This is a genomic window from Paenibacillus sp. FSL H7-0714 (genome assembly GCF_038003765.1).
Classification (GTDB): domain Bacteria; phylum Bacillota; class Bacilli; order Paenibacillales; family Paenibacillaceae; genus Paenibacillus_AQ.
Map to the genome: position 1 here is coordinate 3,546,867 of NZ_JBBOPT010000001.1, position 25,826 is coordinate 3,572,692.

Sequence of the window (25,826 nt, forward strand, 5' to 3'; positions counted from 1 at the left end):
GAATAGGAGGTTGGGTATGCAAGAAAATACATTGATAGCATCGGATTTCAGGTTTTCAATTAATCTCCCTGAAGACGCTATCGCTTCCTGGCATCAAGAACTTGAGGTAATGTACATCTTGCAGGGAACTGGGGGACTACAGTTGGATGACAATCAGTTTACCTATGAAGTTCAGCAGGATGACATTATTGTATTGAATAGCTACCAACTGCACGCTTTAAATATGAAAGGTTCGGGCAAGGCGCTATCGCTGTTTATCTCGCCGGCATTTTTGGCAGCTTTTTGTCCTGAGATTGAAAGTATAATTATAGAGTGTAAGTCTTTTCTATACCCTAAGGACGAACAAGCTCGCTTTAATGTAATCCGAAGTGAGTTCGCCAGTGTATTCCAGGCCTATTACAAAAACGAATCTCGTTTACCTATACTAATGCGTAGTCGTGTAGGTGTACTGCTGAACAGTCTAGTGCATACTTTTCTGGAGCAGAACAAGCAGAAGGATCCCTCCAAATCCTCAAGTAAGGAAAGATTGCGCAAAGCAACCGACTATCTCCACCGACATTATCGGGAAAATATTACTCTGAGTGGACTAGCCTCTACTATCTATTTAAGTAGCTCCTACCTGTCCCATTTATTTCAGAAACAGCTAGGCCTTACTTTTACTGCCTACCTTACAAATGTCAGACTGAGTCAGGCAGTGGCACTTCTTCGTAGTGAAAGAACGATCACGGACATCGCCTCAGAAGTTGGATTTCCAAGTACCAACGCTTTGATCGACGCCTTCAAACGGCGCTTTGGTGTTACACCAGGGCAATACCGTCTAGTAAATGAGCATGATGCGACAGATCCACAGGAGAACATAATGGTCACAGCGGGATTTTCGACCGATTTCACTTCACTAATGCGGCATTTGCATCACAACGAACACTCCATTGTCCAACCTCAGGTCAATGAGGGATATGATCTTCATGTGGACACTGGCCGTAAGATTCGGACGCTGAGTCATAACTGGCGGACGTTGATTAATGCAGGTTACGCCAAGGATCTGTTGAATGGCGCGGTACAGGCGCAAATACGAAAGCTGCAAAAGGAGCTTGGCTTTCGCTATATGCGCTGCAAAGGTCTGTTAGACGATGACATGATGCTGTATGTCAGGAAAATGTCTGGTAGCGCAGATTATAACTTTGTTTATGTAGATGAGGTAATGGACTTCATGCTTTCAGTCGAGTTAAAGCCTTATGTTGAATTTAGTTATATGCCTTCTGCATTAGCGAGGGAAGCCGTGTTTCCATTTAAGAGGCCAAGCATCCTTTCTATGCCTGAGCATCTTGAAAAATGGCTCGACCTTGTGACTTCCCTTGTTAGGCATTTCATTGATCGGTATGGGATTGAGTCCGTGCGGGAATGGAGGTTTGCTCCTTTCGTGAGTCCAGAGTTCTCAGGATATGGTGTGTTTACCATGGAAGAATACTGGGTGCTTTACCGTGAAACCAGCCACGCCATCCGTGCTATCGATCCGCAGGTACATATTGTTGGTCCAGGAAGCAACATTGATTCTAGTAATTTTATCAGCGAATTCCTAGTGTCTTGCAGTAAGGGGAATTGTTTGCCCGACTCTCTGGCTCTACGTGCTTATCACAGCATCTTACCGGGTCAGGAAGACACTGGTCTTCAGCTCATGGCAGAGGATGAAGCTTTTCCACTTGCGGTAAGCGGCGATGAACAGTTTATGAAACACGCGTTACATAAGGTCAAAAAGCTGTTGCGTCAACGTGGTTTCGCTAGTCTGCCTGTGATTCTTGAAGAGTGGAGTAATAACATATGGCAGCGTGATTTGTGTAATGATACCTCCTACAAATCTGCTTTTCTTTTCAAAAATATTCTGGAGAATTACGACCACTTTGAGGCTATGGGATACTGGTCGCTTAGTGACCATATGGAGGAAATTATTCCTTCGTCGGATCTTTTTCATGGCGGGTTTGGTTTATTCACTCGCGGAGGTTTGCCCAAAAGCTGTTATCGGGCGCTACAATTGTTGCGTTATGCAGGAAGCGGTCTGATAGCTGAAGGTGATGGGTATTTTATAACTTCCTCGAAAGGTGAAATACAGATATTTCTATATAATTATTGTCATTATGATACTCTATATCGCTACCGTCATACCACTCACTTGACTCAAACCGAACGTTACAACGTGTTCAATATACGCAATACCCGTCAGTATCACATTCGTCTAGACGGCTTAACGCCGGGTGTTTATACAGAGCGAAGGTATTCAGTAGGTCCGGCTGGGGGAAGCGCCTTTGATGAATGGTTGAATATGGGGGCACCTAAGGACATGCGTCCAGAAGAATGGTCTTATCTTGAAGGTCGGTCCCTGCCGTTATTTCAAATGCGTTCGCTGCAGGTGACAGCAAATTTTGTGGTAAATGCTGTTGTACAACCACATGAGGTACAAGTGATTAGGTTAACACGTTAAATAGAGAATGTATAACAAGGATGACTTTAGTGTTGTCCTTTTTTGTTTTTCATATTGTATTTTTGCTCTCGACGTCATTTTTGAAATCGCTTTCAATAATAATGATAAAAGAAGGATATAACAAAAGAAATAATGCGATATTTTTTCTACAAACCCAAACCTATAATTGAGTTATGGCAATCAATACAAATCGCCGCAAATCATTTTACCATACAACATTTGAAAAGGAGTAATCATCATGGAACGTAAATATTCGCAACAGCTTCTTACATCGATGCTTGAAAGGCAACATGTAATTAATGAAAATGGACTGGATATCCTGATTAAGCCTATTCCTGAAACCGATGAGCCTAGTGTGCTGGATCCTCGCTTTTATCAAAGTATGGAGTCATTCCTAAAAGGTTTCAAGGGAATGCTGGTTAAGATGATGTTGAAAGGCAGCCGAAAGAAAAATATCCAAAAAAGTGCAGCTCAAATGCGCAAGATGATGAATGGCGTGAACAGCATTCCGATTACTGAAGGTGTTGATGTGAGGCATGCTACCGTTCAAAACGGTGATGTTGCTGTCCCGGTGCGAATTTACACTTCGCAGAAGAAGAGTGGAGAGTTGCAGCCAGTGTTCTATTACATCCACGGAGGCGGTTTCGTAGCAGGAGGACCCGAAGTAGTAGAGGAGATGTGCAAGCTTGTGGTTGCAAATACGGGCTGTGTATCGATTCAGGTTGATTACCGCTTAGCTCCGGAGAACCCATACCCCGCTGGGCTCGACGACTGTTATACCGTGTTGAAATGGATATATGCTCACGCCGAAGAATTTAATGGTGATCCGAATCGCATCTGTATTTCCGGTGATTCCGCAGGTGGGAATTTAGCCACGGTATGCGCAATGAAAGATCGGGATGAAGGAACGCAGATGGTAAAGGCACAGGCACTACTATATCCAAGCGTGGACGCAGCAGGTATGCAGGAACATATGCAGCGCAGAGATGTTTATGAAATATCCCCGTCTCAGGATAAAGAGATTCGTTCTATACTGAATTTGTTGAGCGGTGGTTTAGGAACGGTGGGCTTAGGCGAATATTTGGGCGTGTCCGATGATACAATCCCTTATGTGAGCCCGCTGCGAGGAGATCTGAAAGGGATGCCGCCTGTCATTATTTTGTTTGGCGAATATGACTTTCTGCGTATTGAAGATGATGCATATGCCTTAAAGCTGAAGGAGTCGGGTGTCAAAGTGAAAACGGTACGGTACAAAGGACTTTCTCACGGCTTTGCCGATCAGGTAGGCGTCACACCGCAAGCGGAAGATAGTTTGATTGAAATTGGGAATTTCATGCTGGAGAATGTGTAATAAATAATATTTAAAAGCCGCTCATTGCGGCTTTTTTTATTGTTCTGAAATCACTATTAAATCTTGTCATCAGGCACATTCATGCTCCGGCTATATTGTAAGATTAGACCTGTCGTCATTCAAATGAGTGTTAACCACTCTACTGAATTATCTGGCTTAATATGCTAAGCTTTATATAGTAGAGCATTATACTGCTAGAGATCAGTGATTACCATAATAGGAGTGATATTTTGCAGACAAAGATCAACCTTGAAGGCGAATGGAAGTTGCAATTGGATGAGACAAAACAGGGACTAACCTTGCCTTTTACAGATGTTATCACACTGCCGGGAACAACGTCATACGCACGTAAAGGACCAAAGAACGAGGAAGTTTTAGTAAGCGCTCTAACCGATGAATATTTGTTTGAAGGGCAAGTCTGGTTCGCAAGAGAGGTATTCATTCCGGATGAGCTGGCAGGAAAGTTCTGTTATCTATTTTTGGAACGGACGAGACTTACGACGCTTTGGCTGGACAATACGGAGATCGGTAGCCGTAACAGTCTGAACACCCCGCATATATATGAATTGCCGAAGCTACAAGCTGGAATTCATACAATCACCGTCCGTGTGGACAATACCGATTACCCAACCAAAGGCGGACATTTGACTTCACAGGATACCCAGACCAACTGGAATGGAATTACCGGTCGTATGGAGCTTCAGTTCTATGGGGAATCGCAGCTTACTAATATCCGACTGGAGTCGAATCTGGCTGCACGTACGGTTCGTATTATAGCAACCTTGGACAGCAACAGTGAAACTACGCTTGCGGTGTCTGCTCAAAGCTTCAATAGTGAAGAGACACACGCGGTGGACGAGCGTGAGTTTCCTGTTTCACCGGGGCTTTTTTCCGTCGATTATGTGCTAGGACAAAACGCGTTGCTCTGGAGTGAAGGCGCTCCCAATCTTTATAATATAACCCTTGTTTTGAAAGACAGGGATGGACATATTACTGACCAACAGGAGCTTATCTTTGGTTTGAAGGAATTCCGAGCAGAGGGCGACAAGTTTACAATCAACGGTGAGAAAACCTTTCTCCGCGGCAAACATGACGGCCTGATCTTCCCGCTCACCGGCTATGCCCCAACTGATGTCGAGGAATGGGTAAGAATCCTTGGCATTTCCAAGTCCTACGGTATCAATCATTATCGCTTCCATACCTGCTGTCCACCGGAGGCTGCATTTACCGCTGCGGATATGCTTGGGATCTATATGCAACCAGAACTTCCATTCTGGGGTACAATCACGGAAAAAACCGATGATGGCCATAATCAAGCAGAGCAGGATTATCTGATCAGTGAGGGTTATGCCATTCTCCAGGCCTTCGGCAATCATCCCTCCTTCGTGATGATGTCCCTTGGTAATGAGTTATGGGGCAGTAAAGCTAAAATTGATTCTTTCCTGAAGGACTATAAAGCGTTCGATAAACGGATTCTCTATACACAGGGCTCCAATAACCACCAATGGGTACCGGAAATTCTGGAACATGACGATTTCTTCAGTGGGGTACGCTTTTCCAGAGAACGACTATTTAGAGGCTCTTATGCCATGTGTGATGCACCACTAGGACATGTACAGACTGCCTTGCCGAGTACAATGAAGGATTATGATGATCAAATCGTACCTTTGGATCTCTTGAATGGAGAGAAGATGGAAGATACAGCTGGCGGTGAGATCCAGATTCAGTATGGTACCGAAGCAAAGACCGTGAAGGCAGATGAGGCTTCCGGAGAATGGATACCGCACATTCCTGTTGTTTCGCATGAGATTGGACAATACGCAACCTATCCAAATTTTGAAGAGATCGAAAAATACAACGGACCACTCAAGGCCGAGAATTTCAAAATTTTCCGTGAACGCTTGGAAAGTAAGGGACTGGGGCATTTAGCCGCTAAATACTTCGAATGTTCAGGGCAGCTGGCTGTAGCCTGTTACAAAGAGGAACTCGAGGCGGCATTCCGCTCCCGGCGGCTTGCCGGCTTCCAGCTCCTGGATCTCCAGGATTTCAGCGGTCAGGGAACAGCATTAGTAGGTGTCCTCGACGCCTTTATGGATTCCAAAGGAATGATTAGCCCTGAGGAATGGCGAACCTTTTGCAATGATGCCGTTCTGCTGGCGAGATTTCCTAAGTATAACTATGTCTCCGGTGAACCGTTCGATGCTCATGTAGAGCTAAGCTGCTTCCGCAGCGGTTTGCAAGATACACTTGAATTACGTTGGGAACTGACTGTGGATAATGGTATTTTGGCAGAAGGGACAACCGAGGTGAACGTTCCTGCAGGAACGAATTACATCGATATCTGCGATTTGGAAATAACGCTGCCTGTAGTTGACCGGATGAGTACAATCGTATTGTCTCTCTCGATACAGGGGACAGATATTCGCAAGAGCTACGATCAATGGATTTACCCAGAAAAGAGCGGCAATATGCTGGAAGGCATCCATGTATTCGACAAGCTGTCTAGTGATGCGTTTGCACTGCTGGAGCAAGGTGAGAGCGTGCTGCTGATGCCGAAACCGGAAACTCTCCAAAATGCTGTCGAGGGTTATTACTGCACAGATTTCTGGTGTTACCCAATGTTCCGCTCTATCTCAGAGAGCATGAACCGGCCAGTTCCTGTGGGTACCATGGGGCTGTTAATTGATAACAGCCATCCTGTATTCCACGAGTTCCCTACCGAGGAGTATTCAACCTATCCATGGTGGAATATCGTTCAGCACTCAAAATCCATTATCATGGATGAAGCTGATCGCAGTTGGAATCCCGTGGTGCAGACCATCGACAATTTTGAAAGAAATCATAAGCTTAGTTTCCTCGTGGAATGCAGCGTAGGAGCAGGCAACTTACTAGTGTGCGCTTTAGATGCAGACAAGGTAAGCGATACGCCTGAAGGAAGACAGTTCTTATCAAGCCTTGCGGGTTACATGAAATCCGCAGCGTTCAAACCACAATACAAAGCAACTGTTAACGAGCTTCTTGAGTTAATCAAGTAGGGGGTTGCTAAGACTCTTCATTGTATTTCATATGGATGTACAGAACACAGAGACAGTGCTTCTTTATATACGATGGACCGTTTAACAGCAGAGCAGCGATTCTCTAAGTTACGAGAGAACCGCTGCTCTTTTGGTGCTAGTTAGGGAGCAGACTTCAACTTCAACAGTGTAATCATCCTCTAGCTTGTGAGAGTTTCGGACTCCAGTGAACCTATTGCTCAGAAAGAGGCTCAATTACAGAGTTTTTTATGCGAATAGCGACTCGGGGTCCGTTAGCATTCCAAAAGTGTAATAATACTGCGCTTAGGGTCATCTCAGTCCGATAGGTGCTACGTCGTTGCAGGAGTTCTTGAATCTCAGTCCAAACAAAAAGCAAAGGAGATCCCCGGTGGCCTTTCACGGCTTGAGGGAACTCCTTTTTCGCGTTCTACAAACGGCTTGGTTCGAGAATGGTTGTTTGTATTTAGCTGCAACTGCGCAGATTAACAAACGATTTCACAGGGTTAGGGGCCTTCGAAAATGATAACCCGATGCTATCATTGGTAATGAAGCTAGATGAATAGAATTGTAAGCGCATTAACCGATGGCGCCAGAGCCGTTCTTAGTCATGAACAGCGCCAAATTAAGCAGGATTTGGGGGAACGGGAGAAGACATGAAACAAATTTTATTGAACGATCTAAAGTGGGAAGTCAAAGGGTACTGGCCTTGGGTGCCGTTAAAGGGCACCAGCATGGAGCTGGGGCAGGAATTGATGGGAGTTACAGACTGGATGCCAGCTACTGTACCGGGTGGAGTTCATTATGATCTCTACAGACAGGGCTGGATTAGCAATCCTTATGAAGAGTTGAACAGCTTAAGCTGTGAATGGGTAGAGAACCGTTGGTGGGTTTACCGCACGACTTTGAAACATCCTGAGCTGAAGGCATCCCGAGTTGAACTGGTCTTTCAGGGGCTAGACTATGAAGCAGCTGTTTACGCCGACAATATCCTGTTGGGTGAACATAAGGGAATGTTCGAGCCTGCTGTATTTGATGTTACAGATCTCCTCTCGGAGCGGGAGAGTCTGGAAATCTCAGTGCTACTGAAGCAAGCACCGGATGAAATGGGGCAAATCGGCAAAACTTCGGCCACCTTTACGCAGAAGAGCCGTTTTAATTATAAATGGGATTTCTCCACCAGGTTAGTTAACGTCGGAATCTGGGATGATGTGGTACTAAGGGTTCACCGGGATTGTTCTTGGCAAGACGTATCAATCACTACAGATGCGGAGCTTGGTGAAAATGACGGGCAGGTGTCTGGTCGAATTTCTATTCAGGCAAGCATCAAACAGATGGCTGGTCCTGAACATACAGGAAGGCTGACAGCGAGTATCACTTGTTCTGATCCGGAGGGGAATCCGCTGGTGGTTCAGTCGTACTCGGTTCTTGCGGGAGAAGTTGTGAACGCGGAGCTCGAAATACCTGAACCTCAGCTATGGTATCCAAACGGTTACGGAGAACAACCGCTCTACAGCCTTGAGTTGAAGCTAATGGACGAAGACGATATGGAGCTCGATACACGAAGCTTACAGACAGGCATCCGCAAACTTAATTATATCCTTAATGAAGGAAGCCCCGATAACGCGCTACCTTATACGGTTGTGATCAACGAGTGCAAGATTTATATAAAAGGGGTAAATATGACACCCTTGGATCATCTCTACGGAAATGTGACGGTCGAACAGTATCAGCAGATGATCCATCTGATGAAAGCGGCACATATCAACCTCGTTCGGGTATGGGGCGGTGGAATCATTGAGAAGAAAGCGTTTTACGACTTATGTGATGTAAACGGCATTATGGTCTGGCAGGAGTTCATCCAATCGAGTTCTGGCATTGATAATATTCCATCCAAGCAGCCTGAGTTCCTGGAACTGCTGCGTAAGACGGCTTGCACCGCACTCTGCGACAAACGCAATCATGTATCACTAACGGTATGGAGCGGTGGAAATGAATTAATGAGTGAACCAAACAAGCCTTCAGACCTCAGTGATTCCAATCTGGCTATGCTAAAGGGGCTGGTAGAGCAGTATGATCCGCAGCGGCTCTTTCTGCCGACCTCGGCATCTGGTCCGGTGGAGTATATTACGGAAGCCAAGGGCCAGGGTCATGATGTTCATGGCTACTGGAAGTATATGGGCAACCCCTATCACTACGAATTATATGGCAGTAACGATAATCTGCTGCATAGCGAATTTGGAGTGGACGGTCTGAGTTCTCTCAAAAGCCTAGAGAAATTTCTGAATGAAGCCAACCAGCAGCCTGTCTCGATGGAGAACAGCGCCGTATGGAGACATCACGGGGAGTGGTGGGATACGCTAAGCCGTGAAGAAGAAATGTTCGGTAGCATGAATGATTTGAAGCAGTTTTCCGCTTGCAGCCAATGGATGCAGGCAGAAGGAATCCGCTTCGTGCTGGAGGCTAACCGTCGCCGCAAATTCCGGAACAGCGGCAGCATTGTCTGGCAGTTCAACGAGCCATGGCCGAATGTGTCTTGCACCAATCTTGTAGATTATTATGGTGAAACTAAAATGGCCTACCACTGGGTGAAACAAGCCTTCCGTCCACAGCATGCTTCGCTAGATTATCGCAGCCTACTTTTAACGCCTGGTACTAGATTTCATGGAAATGTATTCGTGCATGGTGTGGATGGAGGCAAGGTAAAGGTTGATGCAGAAGTGCTAGATGCAACAGGCAGAAGCCTATATCGGCAAACCTTCGAGGCAGAAGGAGACAAAGATCGTGCTGTCTGTGTTGGGGAGTTGAATTTCAGCGTGCCTGAGCCTGAGGATCTATTATATTTTGTCAGATTGTCATTCCGGAACATTGAAGAAGAATCGCAGCAAAATTTATATGTGTTCTCTACCGCTAACCAACATCTTTATGCCCCAGCACTTGATCTTACAGGTGGCAACCTTCAGGTGCGGCAGGAAAGCTTATGGCAACCTACTGGTGTAGGAAAGATAAGTCACCAAGCTCACTTCACTCTCCATAATACTGGTAGTGAAGTACTGTTACATGTACATGCAGAGGAGAAGGGGGACCGCTACTGGATGGAAGCAGAAGAACAGTTCCTCACCCTTTTTCCAGGAGAAAAAAGGACGGTGACGGTTACTTGCACACCAAAACTGTCGGGAGGATTTCTGGCTGGGGAGAATTACTGTAGTACCGACGGTCTGCCAGAAATTAAATTTTGCTCGTTTCTGACAGCACATGGCGATACGATACCAGATGAAGGAGAAGGAATTTATGAGTAAATCATTGTGTTTTGTACCGGGGAAATACGTTCCGCTAAGTCGTTTTATTCTGAGTGGCGGATCTGAACCCATTGCTCTACCCATTACTAGGGCTGTGGCCGATTACTTAAAAATGCACGATGCAGAACTACTACTGGCCTGCTTGCGGAGCGGTGAAGTAACTTATCACAAAGCCGGTTGGTCAACCCTGCGAGAGGATACAGTCGAGGCTGAAAAGGCGGAAGGAACCCAGAATTCAGAGGAAGGAGTGTTCGTATTGGTCAGTCCGTTACTGATCAATACGCTTCCAGTAGTGTCACACTGGGATAACAGTGCTGCTGAGGGGAAAGGCGGCTTCCGTTATGGTGGGACCGACGGCATCGGGACCCTGCGGATGGACGAAGCTGGAGAGAAGGTTGTAGCTGAGCATGTACGGCTCTATAATAACGATCCAGATAGCCCTTATGTATACAATACCGAAGATTATCAGTTGTTCGGCAGTAACGAAGGGGATAAAGAACTTAAAACCCCGCAATTTGAACGCTATATTGGTGACCGCTACAGTCTCTATGCAGTAGATGATTTAGTTGCCATCTCCTTGAGCGACCGTATCCTGAAGACCTTCGGGTATCCGGTGGTCTTCTGTAATGAATCCGCTGACGATGGGGCTCTTTTAAGCAATGCGCCTGTGTTTCAGCTCATCAGCGGCAGTCTGTTAGTTACGAAGAACGGTCAGCATAGCCTTGCGTCCTATATTTTGCCGCCCAATTGGAGTGCGAAAAACGTTAAGGGCTATCCGCTGTTATTCAACGGTTATTATGATGCCAATGAAAATACCTTCAGCACTGTAGGTCCCTCATTTCTGGAAATCATCGGAAAGACTCTGGCCAGCACAGGCAAAGGTGTTGTTGGTGTTCTCTGGAACGGTGGAGGTTACATCGGCAGCCGCTCCCTGCAAAGCTCCATTTACGCCGGCATTGGGGCGGCAATTGCCAAAGGTCAAGATAGCTATGCTGGTGATGCGGATCAGGTTGTGGCCGTGGGTGGCTCACGCGGTGGGCTGACCGCGTTGCTGGCGGGAGGCAATCCTCTCAGGCTGCCGTACCGGGTGCGGTACACATTGTGTTATGCACCTCCGCTAATTCTGAACGGGCTTACCCGTGAGTTTGCGGAAGGGGCTTGTCCGCTGATCTGGCATGTGGCAGAGGTGGACTCCGGTTACCGTGACATTTGGAGGAAGGATTGGCGGCATCCACAGACCGGAAGATCAGGTATCGAGACTCTGCTACAGACTCTGACGGGTGTTAGTGACTCCGCAAGTTTGGAGGAAACGACCGGACTGGAGTCCGATTTCTTCCTTGAGGGCCTTAAAGCGAGCGGCACTAAGCTGCTGATAAACCACGGCACGCATGATGCCTTTACTCTCAGCCGATTCAGCTTTGCCTTCGCAGCCTTGGTCCGGAGTCGTGGCATTCCACTTCGCCATGAGGTCGGCTACCGCTTCGGGCATAACAACTGCACGGACCTTTACGAGCAGGCAGCGCTATGTCTAAAAGCTCTACTACAGGATCAGGAGCTTGAATTCGCGGGGACGGTGCATTATCGCAGACGCAGTCCAGCTGCGGGCGAGTGGGAGCAGACGGAACGTTTTGTTCCGGTTCATCAGCCAGTTTTTCTGGAGGCACCGAAGTTCGTAGCGGTGGGTAGTCCAGTGGCTTGGACTCTTTATGGAGAGCCGGGAATGGAATACCGCCTAGGGCTGGGAATCCTAGATCAGCAGGCTTGGGAACAGAAGCAGCAGGTAGTCCGTAATGAGTGCATTACCCTCGCGTCCGGTGTTTTAGCTGACAAACAGCATCCTCTTGAACTCTGCTCGTGGCAGGATGGGGTAAGTCAACTCGCTGACGGGCAGCATACGGGTTATTATCTCTATGAGTTATCTTACAGGTTCAAGGGTGAACAGGACTGGAACGTAGTATCTCCATCCCGTGTGCCGCAGCCCGGCGTGGAGCAGCAGGCGGTACTCCGCATTTTGGAGGAGCAGCCCAATCCGGCGAGCGAAGCATTTCGAGCGGAAGCAGCTGTCCTATGCATTAGCTCAGGGCTAAGTGAGGCCTAAACAAAACATCATACCTTGAACATAAGCGGTGTACGACCATTCCGGTGCGTACATCGCTTTTTTTGAAATATAAGAAAGTATAAGTTTCATACCATACACAATCTCTTATATTTCTCGCATGATTGCTTGCCAGCAAAATAAGTAGCTTTACAAACGCTTTCGCAGGGTTACCGGATTTCGAGGTTTTGTAGGAAGCGCTATCATTTAAATATAACAACTATACAACGCCTGACCGGAGTGAATTCTTGGCTTCGGGAGGAAGGAAGGACAGGAGCATGATTGGAAAAACCACTGAACTAAATCCTTTAATGACTAAGAAAAAGAAAGGTTATCCTGTGCGGCGTCTATTTAGAGATTGGTCATCTTGGATATTAATTGTCCCTACGCTGTTTGCCTTTTTCTTTTTTTCCTGGCAGCCGCTGGTCAAGGGCATTGTGCTCTCTTTTTTCAATACAGAGGGTTATAATGCCGTAAGCTTTGCCGGACTGCAGAATTACAAGGATGTGATACAGAACTCAGCGTTTCAGCAGACACTGACCAACTCTTTCGTGTATGTGTTCTGGTCGCTGCTGATCGGTTTTGCTGTACCCATTATAGTCGCAGTTGTGATCAATGAGCTCAGGCATGGGAAATCGTTTTTCCGCTTTTCGGTCTTTTTTCCGAGCATGGTTCCCGGTATTGCTGCCTCGATGTTATGGATGTTTCTGTTTGAGCCTGGGAAGGGCGGCGTGCTGAATATTATGCTGAGTGCTCTGGGATTCCCGGTGCAGCAGTGGCTTCAGGACCCGGACATGACGATTATGCTGATTATTTTCACGATTACCTGGCGGAATTTCGGGGGAACGGTGCTGCTCTATCTAGCCAGTCTGCAAAGCATTAATCATGATCTGTACGAAGCGGCTTCCATCGATGGTGCGAATGTATGGCGGAGATTTAAAAGCATCACCATTCCGCAAATTTCCAGCATGATCGGATTGATGATGATTTTGCAGATCAGCGGTGTATTCCAGATTTTCAACGAGCCTCTGGTTATGACCGAAGGTGGGCCGAACAACGCCTCTATGACGTTAATGCTCCAAAGCTATTACTATGCGTTCCGGAGTTTTGAAGCAGGCCATTCCATGGCGCTGGGGGTTATTACTTTCCTTGTCCTGATGGTGCTAACTATTATATATTTCCGGCTGGATAAGAAATTGAACAGGGAGTAGAAGCTATGAAAACAAAAGAAGCATTTGGCATTATCGGCAATATAGAATACAGGTCACCTTGGGTACGCGTGCTGTATTGGTGCATGTTCATTCTGATGATTGTGCTTGCCGCCGTCTGTATTCTGCCTCCGGTCTGGATTATGGTTTCGAGTCTTAAAGACATCAAAGAGTTTTATGCGATCCCGCCTACCCTGATTCCTCGCTCATTCAATGTAAGCAAGCTATGGGAGACCTGGCAGGAATTTAACTTTCTCAGTTACTATCTGAATACGGCTTACTTAGCTGTCGGTTCTGTACTGTTCTGTCTTACGTTTAACGGGCTGGCAGGATATTTTTTTTCTAAGCTGAAGCCTCGAGGGAGTGCACTGATGTTTGCCCTGATCGTGTGGACTATGATGGTTCCGAATACAGTCGGTATGGTGCCGCTGTTCAAAAACCTGATTGATTTTCCACTGCTGCACTTAAATCTGACCAATACCTACTGGCCGATGTGGTTTATGGCTGCCGTGAATCCAGTGGTAATTCTGATCTTCAAGAACTTTTTTGATACCATCCCACTGGCGCTGCTGGAAGCGGCCAAAATTGACGGAGCGAGCACCATCGGCATTTTTATCAGGATAATCCTCCCGCTTAGCGGACCAGTTATGGCCACAATTACGATACTAACGATGAACAGTGTCTGGCAGGACTTCTTCTGGCCTTTTATGGTGCTGAAGGATAAATCGACCTGGTCGGTCATTGTGGCCATCTATAATCTGAAAGCGACTTTGCCGCAGGACATTCAGTTTATTGCGCTGACGTTTGCGATTCTGCCGCCGATTATTCTGTTTGTTTTTTTCCAAAAGTACATTATGAACGGACAATCCATGGGCGGCAGCATTAAAGGGTAACATCACCCGATCACAAACCATTTCACAGTTTTGCCCCGTAGGGTGCTGCAGAAGGTGCGTGGTAAGATGATTTCAGATTTAAAAGAAAGCGCTTTACATGTTGTGAAGAATGCTTTAACAATAAGACTAGGGGGAATTACATTGAGAATCGAACACACCAAAAAAATTACAGCTACACTGGCGCTAACGCTGCTCCTTACGGCCGGTCTGGCTGGCTGCGGAGGCTCCAAAGAAGAGAACGCCGGAGTGAATACGGAGGAAGCGAGCAACAAACAGGTGACGATCAAGGTCAGCAACTGGCCGAAGCCGAATGAGGAAGCCAAAATTGCCCAGTATGAGCAGCTCATGGCGAAGATGAAAGCTAATTATCCAGATATCACTGTGGACAAGGATGAATGGGGTTATGACGTCAGCTCTTTCCTGCCTAAAGCGGCCAGCGGTCAGCTTCCAACGGTTTACGAGACCTTTTTTACAGAAACTAGCAAAATCATTAAGGCAAATTACGCGGCAGATATCACGGATACGATGAAAAAATATGGCTATGACAAAGCGATCAATCCAGATCTGCTGAAGATGGTGACCAAGGACGGCAAATATTACGGGATTCCGAAGGACGGCTACGTGATGGGGATGCTGTACAATATGAATCTCTTCAAGGAAGCTGGACTGCTGGACGATAAGGGCATACCAAAGTTCCCTAAAACATATGAAGAGCTGGCACAAACTGCGCAGATCATTAAGCAAAAGACCGGTAAGGCGGGAATCTTCCTGCCAACCAAAAGCGGCCAGGGCGGCTGGATGTTCATGAACATTGCTTGGGCTTACGGCGCGGAATTCGAGAAACAGGTGGATGGAAAATGGCAAGCGGTGTTCAATTCTCCAGAGGCAGCGGCGGCCCTGCAATATGTGAAGGACTTGAAATGGAAATATGATGTCCTGCCGGACAATAATCTGGTGGATGTTACGAATGACATGTTCCGCATGTTCGGAACCGATCAAGTCGCTATGAGCTTCGGCATGAATGACTGGCCTCCAGTCATCCAGCAGCAGACCAAAATGTCTAAAGACAATGTGGCAATGTCCGCACTTCCAATCGGGCCCATCGGGAAGCCTGTAACCCTGCTCGGCGGTGGTCTATATATGTTCTCGCCTAATGTAACCCCTGAGCAGATTGATGCTGGATTCAAATGGCTAAAAACCTACGGCTTCACACCGGAGTCCTCAGAAGAGGCATTAACTGGTTGGGATATCGAGAAAAAGACACTGAGTGATCAGGGGCTGATCGTAGGCCCTTACGGCCTGCGGATTTGGACAGATGAGAAACGGATTGGTGAAGAACAGAAGATTCTCGACAAATACAACAATGTGAACCTGGATTTGTTCCGTGATTATATGGACAACGGCAGCAAAGGCATGCGGGCAGAAGAGCCGGTCAACGCTCAGGAATTGTACCAGAAGCTGGATATTGTACTGCAAACTGTCCTTACGGACAAAAACGCAGACCCACTGGAGATTTTGACTAAGGCTGCTGAAGAATTCCAACGTGATTATCTCGACAAGGTGAAATAAGCACAGTCAAACGGCGGCGTCGTCCTTCTGAAGGGCGGCGATGCCGTTTCTGCGTAGATTGCGAAATCTACTCTAATTGATAAAGGAGATGTGCATTACATGGCAGCAAAAGAATGGGGAGACTGGAACGCACGCTGGATCTGGCCTTTGGTTGAGAAAGGAACAGCTAGTTGGGAACAGCAACACGAGCGAGTATATTTTCGCAAAGTGTTTGAGCTGCCAGCTGGAGCCGGGAAGGCTTATAGTCTAAATTTGGCCATTACTGCTGACAGCCGCTACAGACTCTTTGTTAACGGGCAGCGTTTATGGGCCGGTCCTTGTAAGGGTCATGGCCATGTACAATATTATGAGGAATTCAGTTTAGACGACGTTTTGCAACCAGGTATAAATGTGATTGCTGTTGTGGTAGTTCATTATGCAGGGACATCTCCCTTTGAGCTGGGGGAAGACGGACCTCTATCCATCTGGCGTTCGCAAAAAGGCGGCTTGCTTGTAGAAGCGGAAGTTATGAACAATGGGCAGCTTGTGCAGGAACTGAATACAGATACCTCATGGAAAAGCATTAGGGACCACAGCTACAGACTTCAGCCGTTTCCGATTATGCGCTGGATGGGCGGATTGGAAGAGGTGGATGGGGACGTAGCGCTGCTGGATTGGACACTGCCGGAATATGACGACAGCGCCTGGCTAGCCGCAGGTATTGTACAACCGGTGCGGGATGATTATGGCCAATTGACCCCATGGCAACTGGACAAACGTCCGATTCCGCTGCTGTATGAGCGGGAGCAGCTCTTCCTAAAGCTGATGCGGAGCAGCAGTGGTGAAGGAGATGCCCTATTTGAAAAAGGGCATTGTCTGGAGCTGCGGAATGAAGCTAGTGAGGTTGCCCTGCCATTAGCAGGAATACATGTGGAAGCGGGGCAGCAGCTTTGGCTGGAGCTGGATGCAGGTGAGCTAATCACAGCTTATCCGCAGCTTAAGCTCCTTGGGGGTAAAGGTAGCCGGATCACCCTGCTTTACGCCGAGTGCTACGAAGAAGAGACTGGGGATGACGAGATCCGCCGCAAAGCTGTCCGCGATGATATGCGGGAGCATGTACTAAGAGGCGGATATGACAGCTACCACCCAGCCGGTTATGGCACCTCGATGCAGGTGGAAACCTATGAACCGTTCTGGTTTCGTACCTTCCGGTATGTCCGACTGGAGGTGCATACTGGAGCTGAACCTTTGACGATATCCGGCTTCAGTTATCGAGAGACTGGGTATCCGTTACTGGCGGAAGGAAGCTTTCATTGCAACGATGAACGATATAACCAGCTCTGGGAGCTGAGTGTCCGAACACTACAACGCTGCATGCATGAGACCTACGAGGATACACCGTATTATGAACAGTTGCAATATACCATGGATACCAAACTGATGATGGAATTTACGTACCTGTTATCAGGAGACGACCGATTGGCACGGAGGGCAATGGAAGATTATAGGGCTTCGCAGCTGCCAAACGGTATGTTGCAAAGCCGCTACCCCTCCGTACTGCCACAGGTCATCCCCTCCTTCTCCTTATATTGGATCGGGATGCTTCATGACCACTACAGATCCTTTGGAGATCTGGCACTGGTAAATCGGTACCGACTGCCACTGTTATCCGTATTGGACTGGTTCGATCAGCGACTGACACCACAAGGTCTGGTGGACAGAACGCCTCGCCAATATTGGAATTATTTTGACTGGGTGGAAGAATGGCCACTCGGTGCACCAGACTGTACGGAAGGTGCACCTGCAACCGTGCTTAGCTTGATGTATGCGGCCGCGTTGGAGCAAGCGGCTGAATTGCTTGCCGCCAGCGGGTGGACGCAGATTGCAATAGAATTACGTCAGCGCAAAGCCGTGGTCAATGCTGCGGTACTGGATTGCTGCCGCCAAACGAACAGTATGATGTTCCGCGACAGCCCGGAGGCGACTACAGAAACACAGCTTAGCCAGCATACGCAGGTCTGGGCGGTTTTAGCTGGTACGGTAGATCCTGTAGAGGGGGCGGTATTGCTAAAAGCAACGTTGACAGATACATCGCTGGCTAAGCTTTCACTGCCGATGAGCTACTATTTATTCCGCGCGCTGGAGCATTGCGGATTGTATGACCGCTCCTTCGGACTATGGGTACGCTGGATGAAGCAGCTGGATTTGAACCTCACTACTCTCCCAGAAATGGACTCTGTTGGAACCAGAAGTGACTGTCACGCCTGGAGTGCGCTGCCGATCACTGAGTTCACCAGAGGGATATTGGGTGTCCGGCAAGGGATAGAGGGAATAACCATAAAGCCACATTGCGGAGAACTGCAACAGGCCAGTGGAACCGTAAGCACAAGTCTGGGTCCAATACATGTAAAATGGAAAATCCATTCAGAAGCGGGACATAAAAGCTTCCATTTTGAAGCTAACTGGCCAGCCGGTTCGGCGATTACAATTATCCTGCCGAATACTGAAGTGCTTTTGACAGATGCAGGTTCTTTTTATAAGGAGATCGACATTAGTCACTTTAGCTGATAGTCTGATTTCAATTGATTTTCGTTTTTGTTGATTCATACACCGGAGGGGGATGGGGGAGTTATATGTTCAGATCATTCGGCCGCAACATCCGCCTTGTCCTGGTGCTGTTTATTACCGTTTACATTGCTGCTTCAAGTTTTATTTTGTACCGTACTATGGAGCATAGAAGCTTGGATATGTTGCGGCAGTTATCTGTTCAATACACTGGCCAGCAGCATAAGAATACTCTTTTGTTCATGAACTGGCTAGAGGAGACCTCCAAGCTTATCTCCAACAATCAGGTGGTACAGAATGCGTTGAAAAAACCAGCGTACGACGGAGCGATTTCTCCTATACTTGAGGGCATTCGCTCCTCTAGCAGTGACATTCTCGGCATTTATATTTGGGGTGAAGCAGGGGGGACGTACTCCTCGAGCAATGTATCCGGGCTTCTCCCCTTTACAGAGATCAAGAAGGTTCCGGGGATGGAACAATTTCTGGATAACCGGGAACAGACTTTGCGCTGGACGGTGCTGAACCGGGAACATCTAATGAACGCACCTTCTGATCTGCGCGACCGTCTGCTGCTTGAGGTGAAAATTCAGAATGGGGAGGGGCAAATTTTAGGTCTGCTCTCACTCGAAGTTGAGATTGACAAGCTGTACAGCTTCTACCTGTCAGGCAAAAATACGATCTACGGAGAGAATGAAGTTTATCTACTGACAAGTAACGGAAAGCTACTGAGTGCGGCGGATGTTCCTATGAAGCGATTGCAAAAAATTAGAGCTGCGCTGGCCACACCGGAGAAGGATAATCCAGCTATGCCGGAAGAACAAGATAGTTCAAGTAGCGGTGCTATGGATTTGTTGGAGCGTGAAACGGCCGACGGCTTGATTTTGCTCTATCCGCTGCCCGAATCGGACGAGCGGATCGTCACCTATATCTCTGCAGACGGCATGAATGCAGAGCTGCGGACATTTAAGTATTTAATGATCGTTTTAAACATCGTCGTGTTCATAGTGTTCTGGTTGCTGATCTCAATGCTTAGTGGCAGTATTGTTAATCCGCTGAAACAGTTGTACTTGAAAATTAACTCCACGATGAAAGACTAAGATTGGTAGTCTGTATGGCAGCAGAATGGCAGACAGAATCTATGAAGCATTGGAATTTCAGGTTACCCGCTAAAATCTGCAAAAGGTCACTGGCTAGCAGTGCTTATATCTACTTGGGTGGGAACCGATCACAGCGAATCTACTTCGTAGGGGCTTGTTCAACTATTGGGCTGGATAACGTTATGGTAAGATAATGCAATAGAACATATGGGGTGAAAATATGAGAATGTATGCTCTTCTTACAGAACCAATAGGGGACATAAGTAAGGTAATGATTTATGAATCAAAGTATCGTGTTTATTTATTTCTATTTGAAACTCATGAAAATAAGGGTGCAAATGCTGACTATTGTTATGAAACATTAGAAGAAGCAATGGAATTCTGCAATGAGGAACTAAACATAGTTGAGGAACAGTGGGTTGTTATTAACGATCCCAAAGACGGGGAACAACACGATATTATTTACTAAACCAGTATTGACAGCATTGAGCAAACGGGAAACGTTACTAAAACGTAATAGCGACAGTCCAGGGCTTTATTTTCTCGTCCATTGCTGTCGCTGATTCTATTTCTAGGGGCATTCTACTACGTTATTTTCTGCTGAACCGCTAGCCCACAGACGGTTCGTTCTCTCCTCCGTTTTGAACAGAATAACTATTTACACTACTCAAACGTAAAAAAAAAGAAATCGCTCTTTATGAGTAAAGTGAAATTACCACCTATTTCTCAAAAAGATCGATTTCTTTATAGTGTCCGCATTCATTAACAATCTTAGTTAATTGGGCAGCTCCTTCTTCAAGCTAATCGTAACCGTTGTGCCTTGCCCCGGAGTGCTGGAAATGCTTAGCCCATATTGAGGACCGTATTCCAGCTTGATCCGTTCGTCCACATTTCGCAACCCATATCCGCTCTGGAATAGCACATCTTCCTTAGCTTGGCTAAGTGTCGCGCCGTTGGCAAAGCCGACTCCATCATCCGTCACTGTAAAGCGAATCTCATCCTCCAGCAGCTCGCCTTTAATCCAGATTCTGCCCATGCCACGTTTCTCGCTGATGCCGTGCTTGATCGCATTCTCTGCGATAGGCTGAAGAATCAGCTTTAGAATGCGGACTTTGCGCAGCGATTCCTCAATATCGTATTCAATCTCGAATTTATTCGGGAAACGCATTTGCTCGACCGTCACAAAACTCTCCACCAAACGGATTTCTTCGTCGACAGTAACGAATTTATCGCCTTTATGCAGGCTAATCCGAAAAAAGGTCGCCAGAGAAGAAATCAGCCGCTCAATGTCGGGCTGCTTCTTCAGCCGGGCAATCCAGGCAATCGCATCTAACGTGTTGTAGAGGAAATGAGGATTGATCTGCGACTGTAGCGCAGTCAGCTCCGCCTTGCGCTGCTTCTCTTTTTCCTCATCTTTTTCAAGCATTAATTGGCTGATCCGTTCTACCATCTGATAGTAGCTGTTCTCTAGCTGGAAAATCTCATCGACCTGTGCCCGCTGCTCATAGACAGCTGCTAAGTCTTTTTTGCCAAACAGACTCAGCTTCTTCTTCAAGTTCAGTAGTGGTCGGGTGATTTTGGCCGCCAGATAAAAGGAAAGAATCAGTAGGACAATGAAGGTAACACTGGCGAAAAGAAGGGCATTTCGGTTACCCTTGGCAATTCCCTCCAGCAACTTGTGGCTAGAAATCACACTGGTGAACTCCCAGCTAACGCCAAGCGTCTCCAACCTAGGATTCAAAGGATAAGTAGCAATGATATAGGAATTCCCGTTATCTGACCAGGTGCGGTAGCCTTCTTTCTGACCCGGACGAAGAGGGGCGTTCTCCTCCAAAAAATTGCCCAAGAGCCGCTTGTCGGGGTGAGATATAATCCGGTCGCTGGAAGTCAGGAAGGAGTAGCCAATGCCAGTGAAACTGGAGGAATAAAGATCTGCCAAGGCGGCTTCTCTGACATAGATGATGACGACCCCGATATTTTGCCCCGTATTGAAGTTCCGGAATTGCTGTCCGAAGGGGATATAGGCATTGCCGTCCCCATCCCGTTTGATTTCACCGACAACAGGCATGCTGCTCTCCTGTATACGTTTAATGAACAAGGCTTCGGGAACCTCGAGCATCTGCTCCTTGGACTGATAAGAGTAAAGCATATTATCATTGGTGTTGATGATTACATTGCCCACCAGATCATTCTGTGCCAGCATACCGTCGATGATAGCCCCGATCCGTAATTCCTTGTCTGCTGCCGGCAGGGAATCGTTATTAATGATCTGGTAAATGTCGCTGTTCACCAGAAATCGCAGGAACAACATCTGAATGTCATCGACCATCAACTCCACACTGAGCCCAATTTGGCGTTGAGTCTGGACCACATGGCGATACAGATCCTTCTGCAGATAGGTATAGGAATAGAAGTTAAAAATAACAAGCATCAGCACCAGATGCAGAGACAATCCCACTAACAGGACAACAACAATCCGACTTTTGATCTTGAACCTCCGCATCCAAGAATCCATCCGGTTGGCCATCGTTAGTTTAACCATAGGTTTTTGCATATTCGCTCGGTGGGATGCCCGTCATCTTTTTGAAAATCTGGCTAAAGTATTTGGAGTCGGTGAAACCAACCTGATTGCCTACCTCATAGACCCGGTACATCGGATTGCGTAGCATACGTTTGGCTTCTTCAATCCGATATTCCGTCAGACATTCATAGAACGTCTTGTTCAAATCTTTGCGGAATAGATGCATTAAATGGGTTGGACTGACGAACACCGCAGCAGCAACCATCTCCACGGTAATGTTCCCAGAATAATGCTCCCGGATAAAAGCGAGGGCGTCTCTGATTTCACGCCGGCATCGAGCTCCGGCCTCTTCCTCAGCGTACAACACGCGTTCAATACCAGACAAGGCACGCTGCGCAGCAAGCACAGCCTGTTTGTATGAATCTACGATTCCGTTCCATTTTTCAGTTGGTTTGCCGATGCCAACGCTAAGAGCCTGGCCGAAGTGCTGCTGGCTCCATTCCGATAGCTGCTTACCTAATCTGCGGGCAGAATCACCGGCAAGCTCAGGTTCATCGGTTCGGAGAATCATAACCCACTCCAGATGACTATCGCGGAATAGACAGAGCTGTTCAAAAGAATATGCTTCCAGAATTACCGCTGCTTCATCCTCCAACGCTTTGCCTACATCAGTTCCTTGAAGACCATTATCAGCAGGGAAGGCTATGGACAGCGGCAGCATAGCTTTTCCTGGTTCCAATTGCAGCTCCAGCAGCTTTATTTTGCTGGTAATGAATTCCTCACTATGCAGCTGGCCATGCAGTAAATCCTGCCAGAATTGTTTGGATATCGCGGCAATTTCCTCATTAAGCTGTGAATATCGCTTGGAGAGTTGCTTTTTCCCCAGAATTTCTTCGCCAACGCTTCGTACTGTATCTGCGAGTTCTTCTATATTAATGGGCTTCAGCAAATAGGTGGAGGCACCATAACGTAATGCAGCCTGCGCATATTGAAATTCGTCATAACCGCTAAGTACGACAATGCCTACGATCATGTCCTGCTCCCGTATTTTCTCGATAAGTTCAAGACCGTTCATATACGGCATACGGATATCGGTAATAATCACATCCGGGCGGTGCTGTAGTGCAAGCTCCAAACCCTCTTCACCATTGCTGGCTTCTCCTATGATCTCGACGTTGTATTCTGCCCAGTCTATGGTTTGGGTGATGCCCATACGGACGAGATATTCATCATCTACTATAAGCGCTTTCAACATTGGCCTCACCTCGAAGTAGTTTCTAATATGTCTTACAGTCATTATAAACATGAAACCTCTTTTAGAGGAGCGGTAATTTCTCAGTTGTCAGGATCACAAACGATTTCGCAGTATGTTCACCGGTGGCTAAGTACAAAAATGTCCGCATAGCGGAAGTTCTAAACATTTCAACAGCTTAACAAACCGTTTCATAGGATTCCATCCTAACTTTTGCAAAATGTACTGTGATAGACTTTAACCGTAAAAGAGCGGTAAGCGCTTTTATAAATACATGACATCGAAATTGAACGCTGTAGGAGGAGTACCCTTGATACAAAAATCATTTATTCCATTCGGGTTTCAATATTACCGTTCCCCAACCCCATTCCGGGATCAATGGGAGAAAGACCTAAGCAATATTGCCGGGCAGGGCTTCAATTGTGTGAAGTATTGGGTGCAGTGGCGCGCCAGCGTGTCCAAAGAAGGGATCTACCAGTTCGATGATATTCAGGAGCTGATGGATATTGCTGAACAGAATGGCTTAAAGGTCATTTTGAACGTGATTTTCGATGTGGCGCCAGCCTGGTTTTATAAAAAACATCCTGATTCCAAAATGATCACAGCAGACGGTTCCGTTCTGGAACCAAGGGCAATTAACTGCCGCCAGATTGGCGGAGCTCCTGGACCTTGTTATCACCATGCAGCTGCAGCCACGGAGAAGGCGAAATTTCTGGCGGAAACAGTGAAGACTTTCAAAGATCATCCTGCACTCTGGGTGTGGGATTTATGGAATGAGCCTGAGCTGACGACAGGGATTAAGCGCAAGCTGTCATTTGACAACCAGGTATGTTATTGCGAGCACTCAGTGCTGGCATTCCAAGAATGGCTGAAAAATAAATATATTGCTCTGGAAGCTCTGAACGAATCATGGCAGCGGACTTACAGAAGCTGGGAGGAAGTAGAGGCACCGCGTGGGCAAGGCGTATTCAATGATTTGGTGGACTGGCGGCTGTACATGTCCGGTACTTTAACAGATGAGCTGCGGAGCCGGGTAGATACTGTGAAGTCACTGGATCTGCTGCATCCTGTTATGGCACATACTGTGCCAGCTCCTATTTTTAATATGATTACAGCAGGTTCAGACGACTTTAAGCTGGCTGAGCCCTGTGACCTGACAGGCAATAGCCTAGGGTCCTCAGCTTGGTCGGCTGATCTACTGATCTCTGCCGCCAAAGGCAAACCGATCATCAACTCAGAGATTCATGCGCTGCCTGGCAATACGGCAATGAAACCGCTCCAGCCGGAGCTGCGAGAAATGAAGCAGCATATTCTGACCCCGCTCGCCCGTGGCATCACGGGATATCTGTTCTGGCAGTATAGACCGGAGGTATTAGGACAGGAGGCTCCGGCTTGGGGTAGTGTGTATTTGGACGGCAGTCCAACCCCATGGTACAAGGATATGGCCCAACTAAATAAGCTTGTGCAAGACAATAAGCAAGAGCTTTTACAGGCAAAACGGCGTGGGGACGGGATTGCTATTCTATTCAGCCCACAGAACCAAATCGCAAACTTTGCTGCCCATGATCATTTGGACACCTATAACGATTCCCTTCAAGGCGTCCATAAACTGCTACATGATCTTAATTATAAAGTGGAATTTCTGCATGAGTCGGATGTTACGGAAAAGACATTGGAGCAATACCGCTGCCTGTGGATGCCTTATCCACTGTATCTGAACCGTAAACTGTGTGACCTCCTGCGTGAGTGGGTAGAAAAGGGAGGCATATTGATTTCGGAATGCTCCTTCGGCGCGCTTCAGGCAGAGAATGGCTGTCACAGCTATACAGTTCCCGGTTACGGATTTGATGAAGTCTTTGGGGTTCGGGAGACTTGGATTCATTCTGCCGAGAATCTGGATCATAGCTATCATCAGGTAGCATTCGAATCACGGACGGCGATCCCACTCCTTAATGTAATGGAGCACAGCAAGGAAGGGGAAGCAGCCGCAGATGATAAGGCACACGGCTCCTATTACAAATCAGATATTTCGCTGCAAAGTCATGTGAAGGTCCTAGCCGAATTTGCCGAGGACAACATGCCTGTGTTGACGGCCGCTGCTTATGGAAATGGGCGTGCTGTGTGGTTCGGTACCTTACTTGCGGCTGCCTACTGGCAGGATGGACATACCGGAACGCTCCAGTTGGTGCGCGATCTTTTACAGCAGGAATTGAAGCTACAGCCGAATGTGCAAGTAAGCGGAGGTGTCCGCGCTGATCTTTCCGAGTGGGAAGTTGAAGAAGACAGAGGTGCGTTCCTCTATGTGCATAATGAAGGGAAGACGTTGGCAGAAGCCAAAGTTACGCTGCCTGCCAATTATACTTCAGCAGAGCCATGGTTTGACGATGGGAATGCCAAAATTCAGCCAATAAATCCGTTTGAACCTTCAACAACTCACCTGTCTATACGGGTAGAAGCTGGAGATGTTCAAGTATTTCGATTATCTTAGC

General features: G+C 47.2%; 15 protein-coding genes. 13 read left to right on the top strand and 2 right to left on the bottom strand.

Annotation, left to right across the window (positions count from 1 at the left end):
* Positions 1–16: 16 nt before the first annotated feature.
* The 12 genes from NST34_RS15785 (at position 17) to NST34_RS15840 (ending at position 20,033) form a co-directional block, all read left to right on the top strand.
* Positions 17–2,476 carry a GH39 family glycosyl hydrolase gene (locus NST34_RS15785; RefSeq protein ID WP_341128237.1) on the top strand — a complete coding sequence of 820 codons (2,460 nt, stop codon included), beginning with the start codon at positions 17–19 and terminating at the stop codon, positions 2,474–2,476.
* A 238-nt stretch (positions 2,477–2,714) separates the two neighbouring features.
* Positions 2,715–3,827 (top strand): alpha/beta hydrolase, encoded by a 1,113-nt coding sequence (locus tag NST34_RS15790; RefSeq protein WP_341128238.1) that lies wholly within the window; start codon positions 2,715–2,717, stop codon positions 3,825–3,827.
* Positions 3,828–4,057: 230 nt separating this feature from the next.
* The gene (locus NST34_RS15795) at positions 4,058–6,862 is read left to right on the top strand and encodes a glycoside hydrolase family 2 TIM barrel-domain containing protein (protein ID WP_341128239.1); all 2,805 of its coding nucleotides are present in this window, start codon (positions 4,058–4,060) and stop codon (positions 6,860–6,862) included.
* Positions 6,863–7,515: 653 nt separating this feature from the next.
* On the top strand, positions 7,516–10,158 hold the full coding sequence (locus tag NST34_RS15800) for a glycoside hydrolase family 2 protein (protein ID WP_341128240.1): 2,643 nt from the start codon (positions 7,516–7,518) through the stop codon (positions 10,156–10,158).
* The gene (locus tag NST34_RS15805; protein ID WP_341128241.1) at positions 10,151–12,256 is read left to right on the top strand and encodes a hypothetical protein; all 2,106 of its coding nucleotides are present in this window, start codon (positions 10,151–10,153) and stop codon (positions 12,254–12,256) included. Before NST34_RS15800 ends, NST34_RS15805 begins: the two co-directional genes overlap by 8 nt.
* 275 nt (positions 12,257–12,531) lie before the next feature.
* A complete protein-coding gene (locus NST34_RS15810; protein WP_218640913.1) occupies positions 12,532–13,464 on the top strand; it encodes a carbohydrate ABC transporter permease in 933 nt (310 codons plus the stop codon).
* A 5-nt stretch (positions 13,465–13,469) separates the two neighbouring features.
* A complete protein-coding gene (locus tag NST34_RS15815; protein WP_341128242.1) occupies positions 13,470–14,354 on the top strand; it encodes a carbohydrate ABC transporter permease in 885 nt (294 codons plus the stop codon).
* Between the two features lie 141 nt (positions 14,355–14,495).
* The gene (locus tag NST34_RS15820; RefSeq protein ID WP_341128243.1) at positions 14,496–15,923 is read left to right on the top strand and encodes an ABC transporter substrate-binding protein; all 1,428 of its coding nucleotides are present in this window, start codon (positions 14,496–14,498) and stop codon (positions 15,921–15,923) included.
* A gap of 99 nt (positions 15,924–16,022) precedes the next feature.
* On the top strand, positions 16,023–18,470 hold the full coding sequence (locus NST34_RS15825) for an alpha-L-rhamnosidase-related protein (protein ID WP_341128244.1): 2,448 nt from the start codon (positions 16,023–16,025) through the stop codon (positions 18,468–18,470).
* 65 nt (positions 18,471–18,535) lie between these two features.
* Positions 18,536–19,564, top strand: a complete 1,029-nt coding sequence (locus tag NST34_RS15830; protein ID WP_341128245.1) for a cache domain-containing protein — start codon at positions 18,536–18,538, stop codon at positions 19,562–19,564.
* A 14-nt stretch (positions 19,565–19,578) separates the two neighbouring features.
* On the top strand, positions 19,579–19,758 hold the full coding sequence (locus NST34_RS15835) for a hypothetical protein (RefSeq protein ID WP_341128246.1): 180 nt from the start codon (positions 19,579–19,581) through the stop codon (positions 19,756–19,758).
* A gap of 26 nt (positions 19,759–19,784) precedes the next feature.
* The gene (locus NST34_RS15840; RefSeq protein ID WP_042188352.1) at positions 19,785–20,033 is read left to right on the top strand and encodes a hypothetical protein; all 249 of its coding nucleotides are present in this window, start codon (positions 19,785–19,787) and stop codon (positions 20,031–20,033) included.
* A gap of 306 nt (positions 20,034–20,339) precedes the next feature.
* Here the strand turns inward: NST34_RS15840 and NST34_RS15845 are convergent, their stop codons facing one another.
* Both NST34_RS15845 and NST34_RS15850 read right to left on the bottom strand, forming a co-directional pair.
* The gene (locus NST34_RS15845; protein WP_341128247.1) at positions 20,340–22,106 is read right to left on the bottom strand and encodes a cache domain-containing sensor histidine kinase; all 1,767 of its coding nucleotides are present in this window, start codon (positions 22,104–22,106) and stop codon (positions 20,340–20,342) included.
* A complete protein-coding gene (locus NST34_RS15850; RefSeq protein ID WP_341128248.1) occupies positions 22,099–23,340 on the bottom strand; it encodes a response regulator in 1,242 nt (413 codons plus the stop codon). Before NST34_RS15850 ends, NST34_RS15845 begins: the two co-directional genes overlap by 8 nt.
* Before the next feature lie 307 nt (positions 23,341–23,647).
* On the opposite strand from NST34_RS15850, the gene NST34_RS15855 reads away from it, so the two are divergent.
* A complete protein-coding gene (locus tag NST34_RS15855) occupies positions 23,648–25,825 on the top strand; it encodes a beta-galactosidase (RefSeq protein ID WP_341128249.1) in 2,178 nt (725 codons plus the stop codon).
* The last annotated feature ends 1 nt before the right edge of the window (position 25,826 follow it).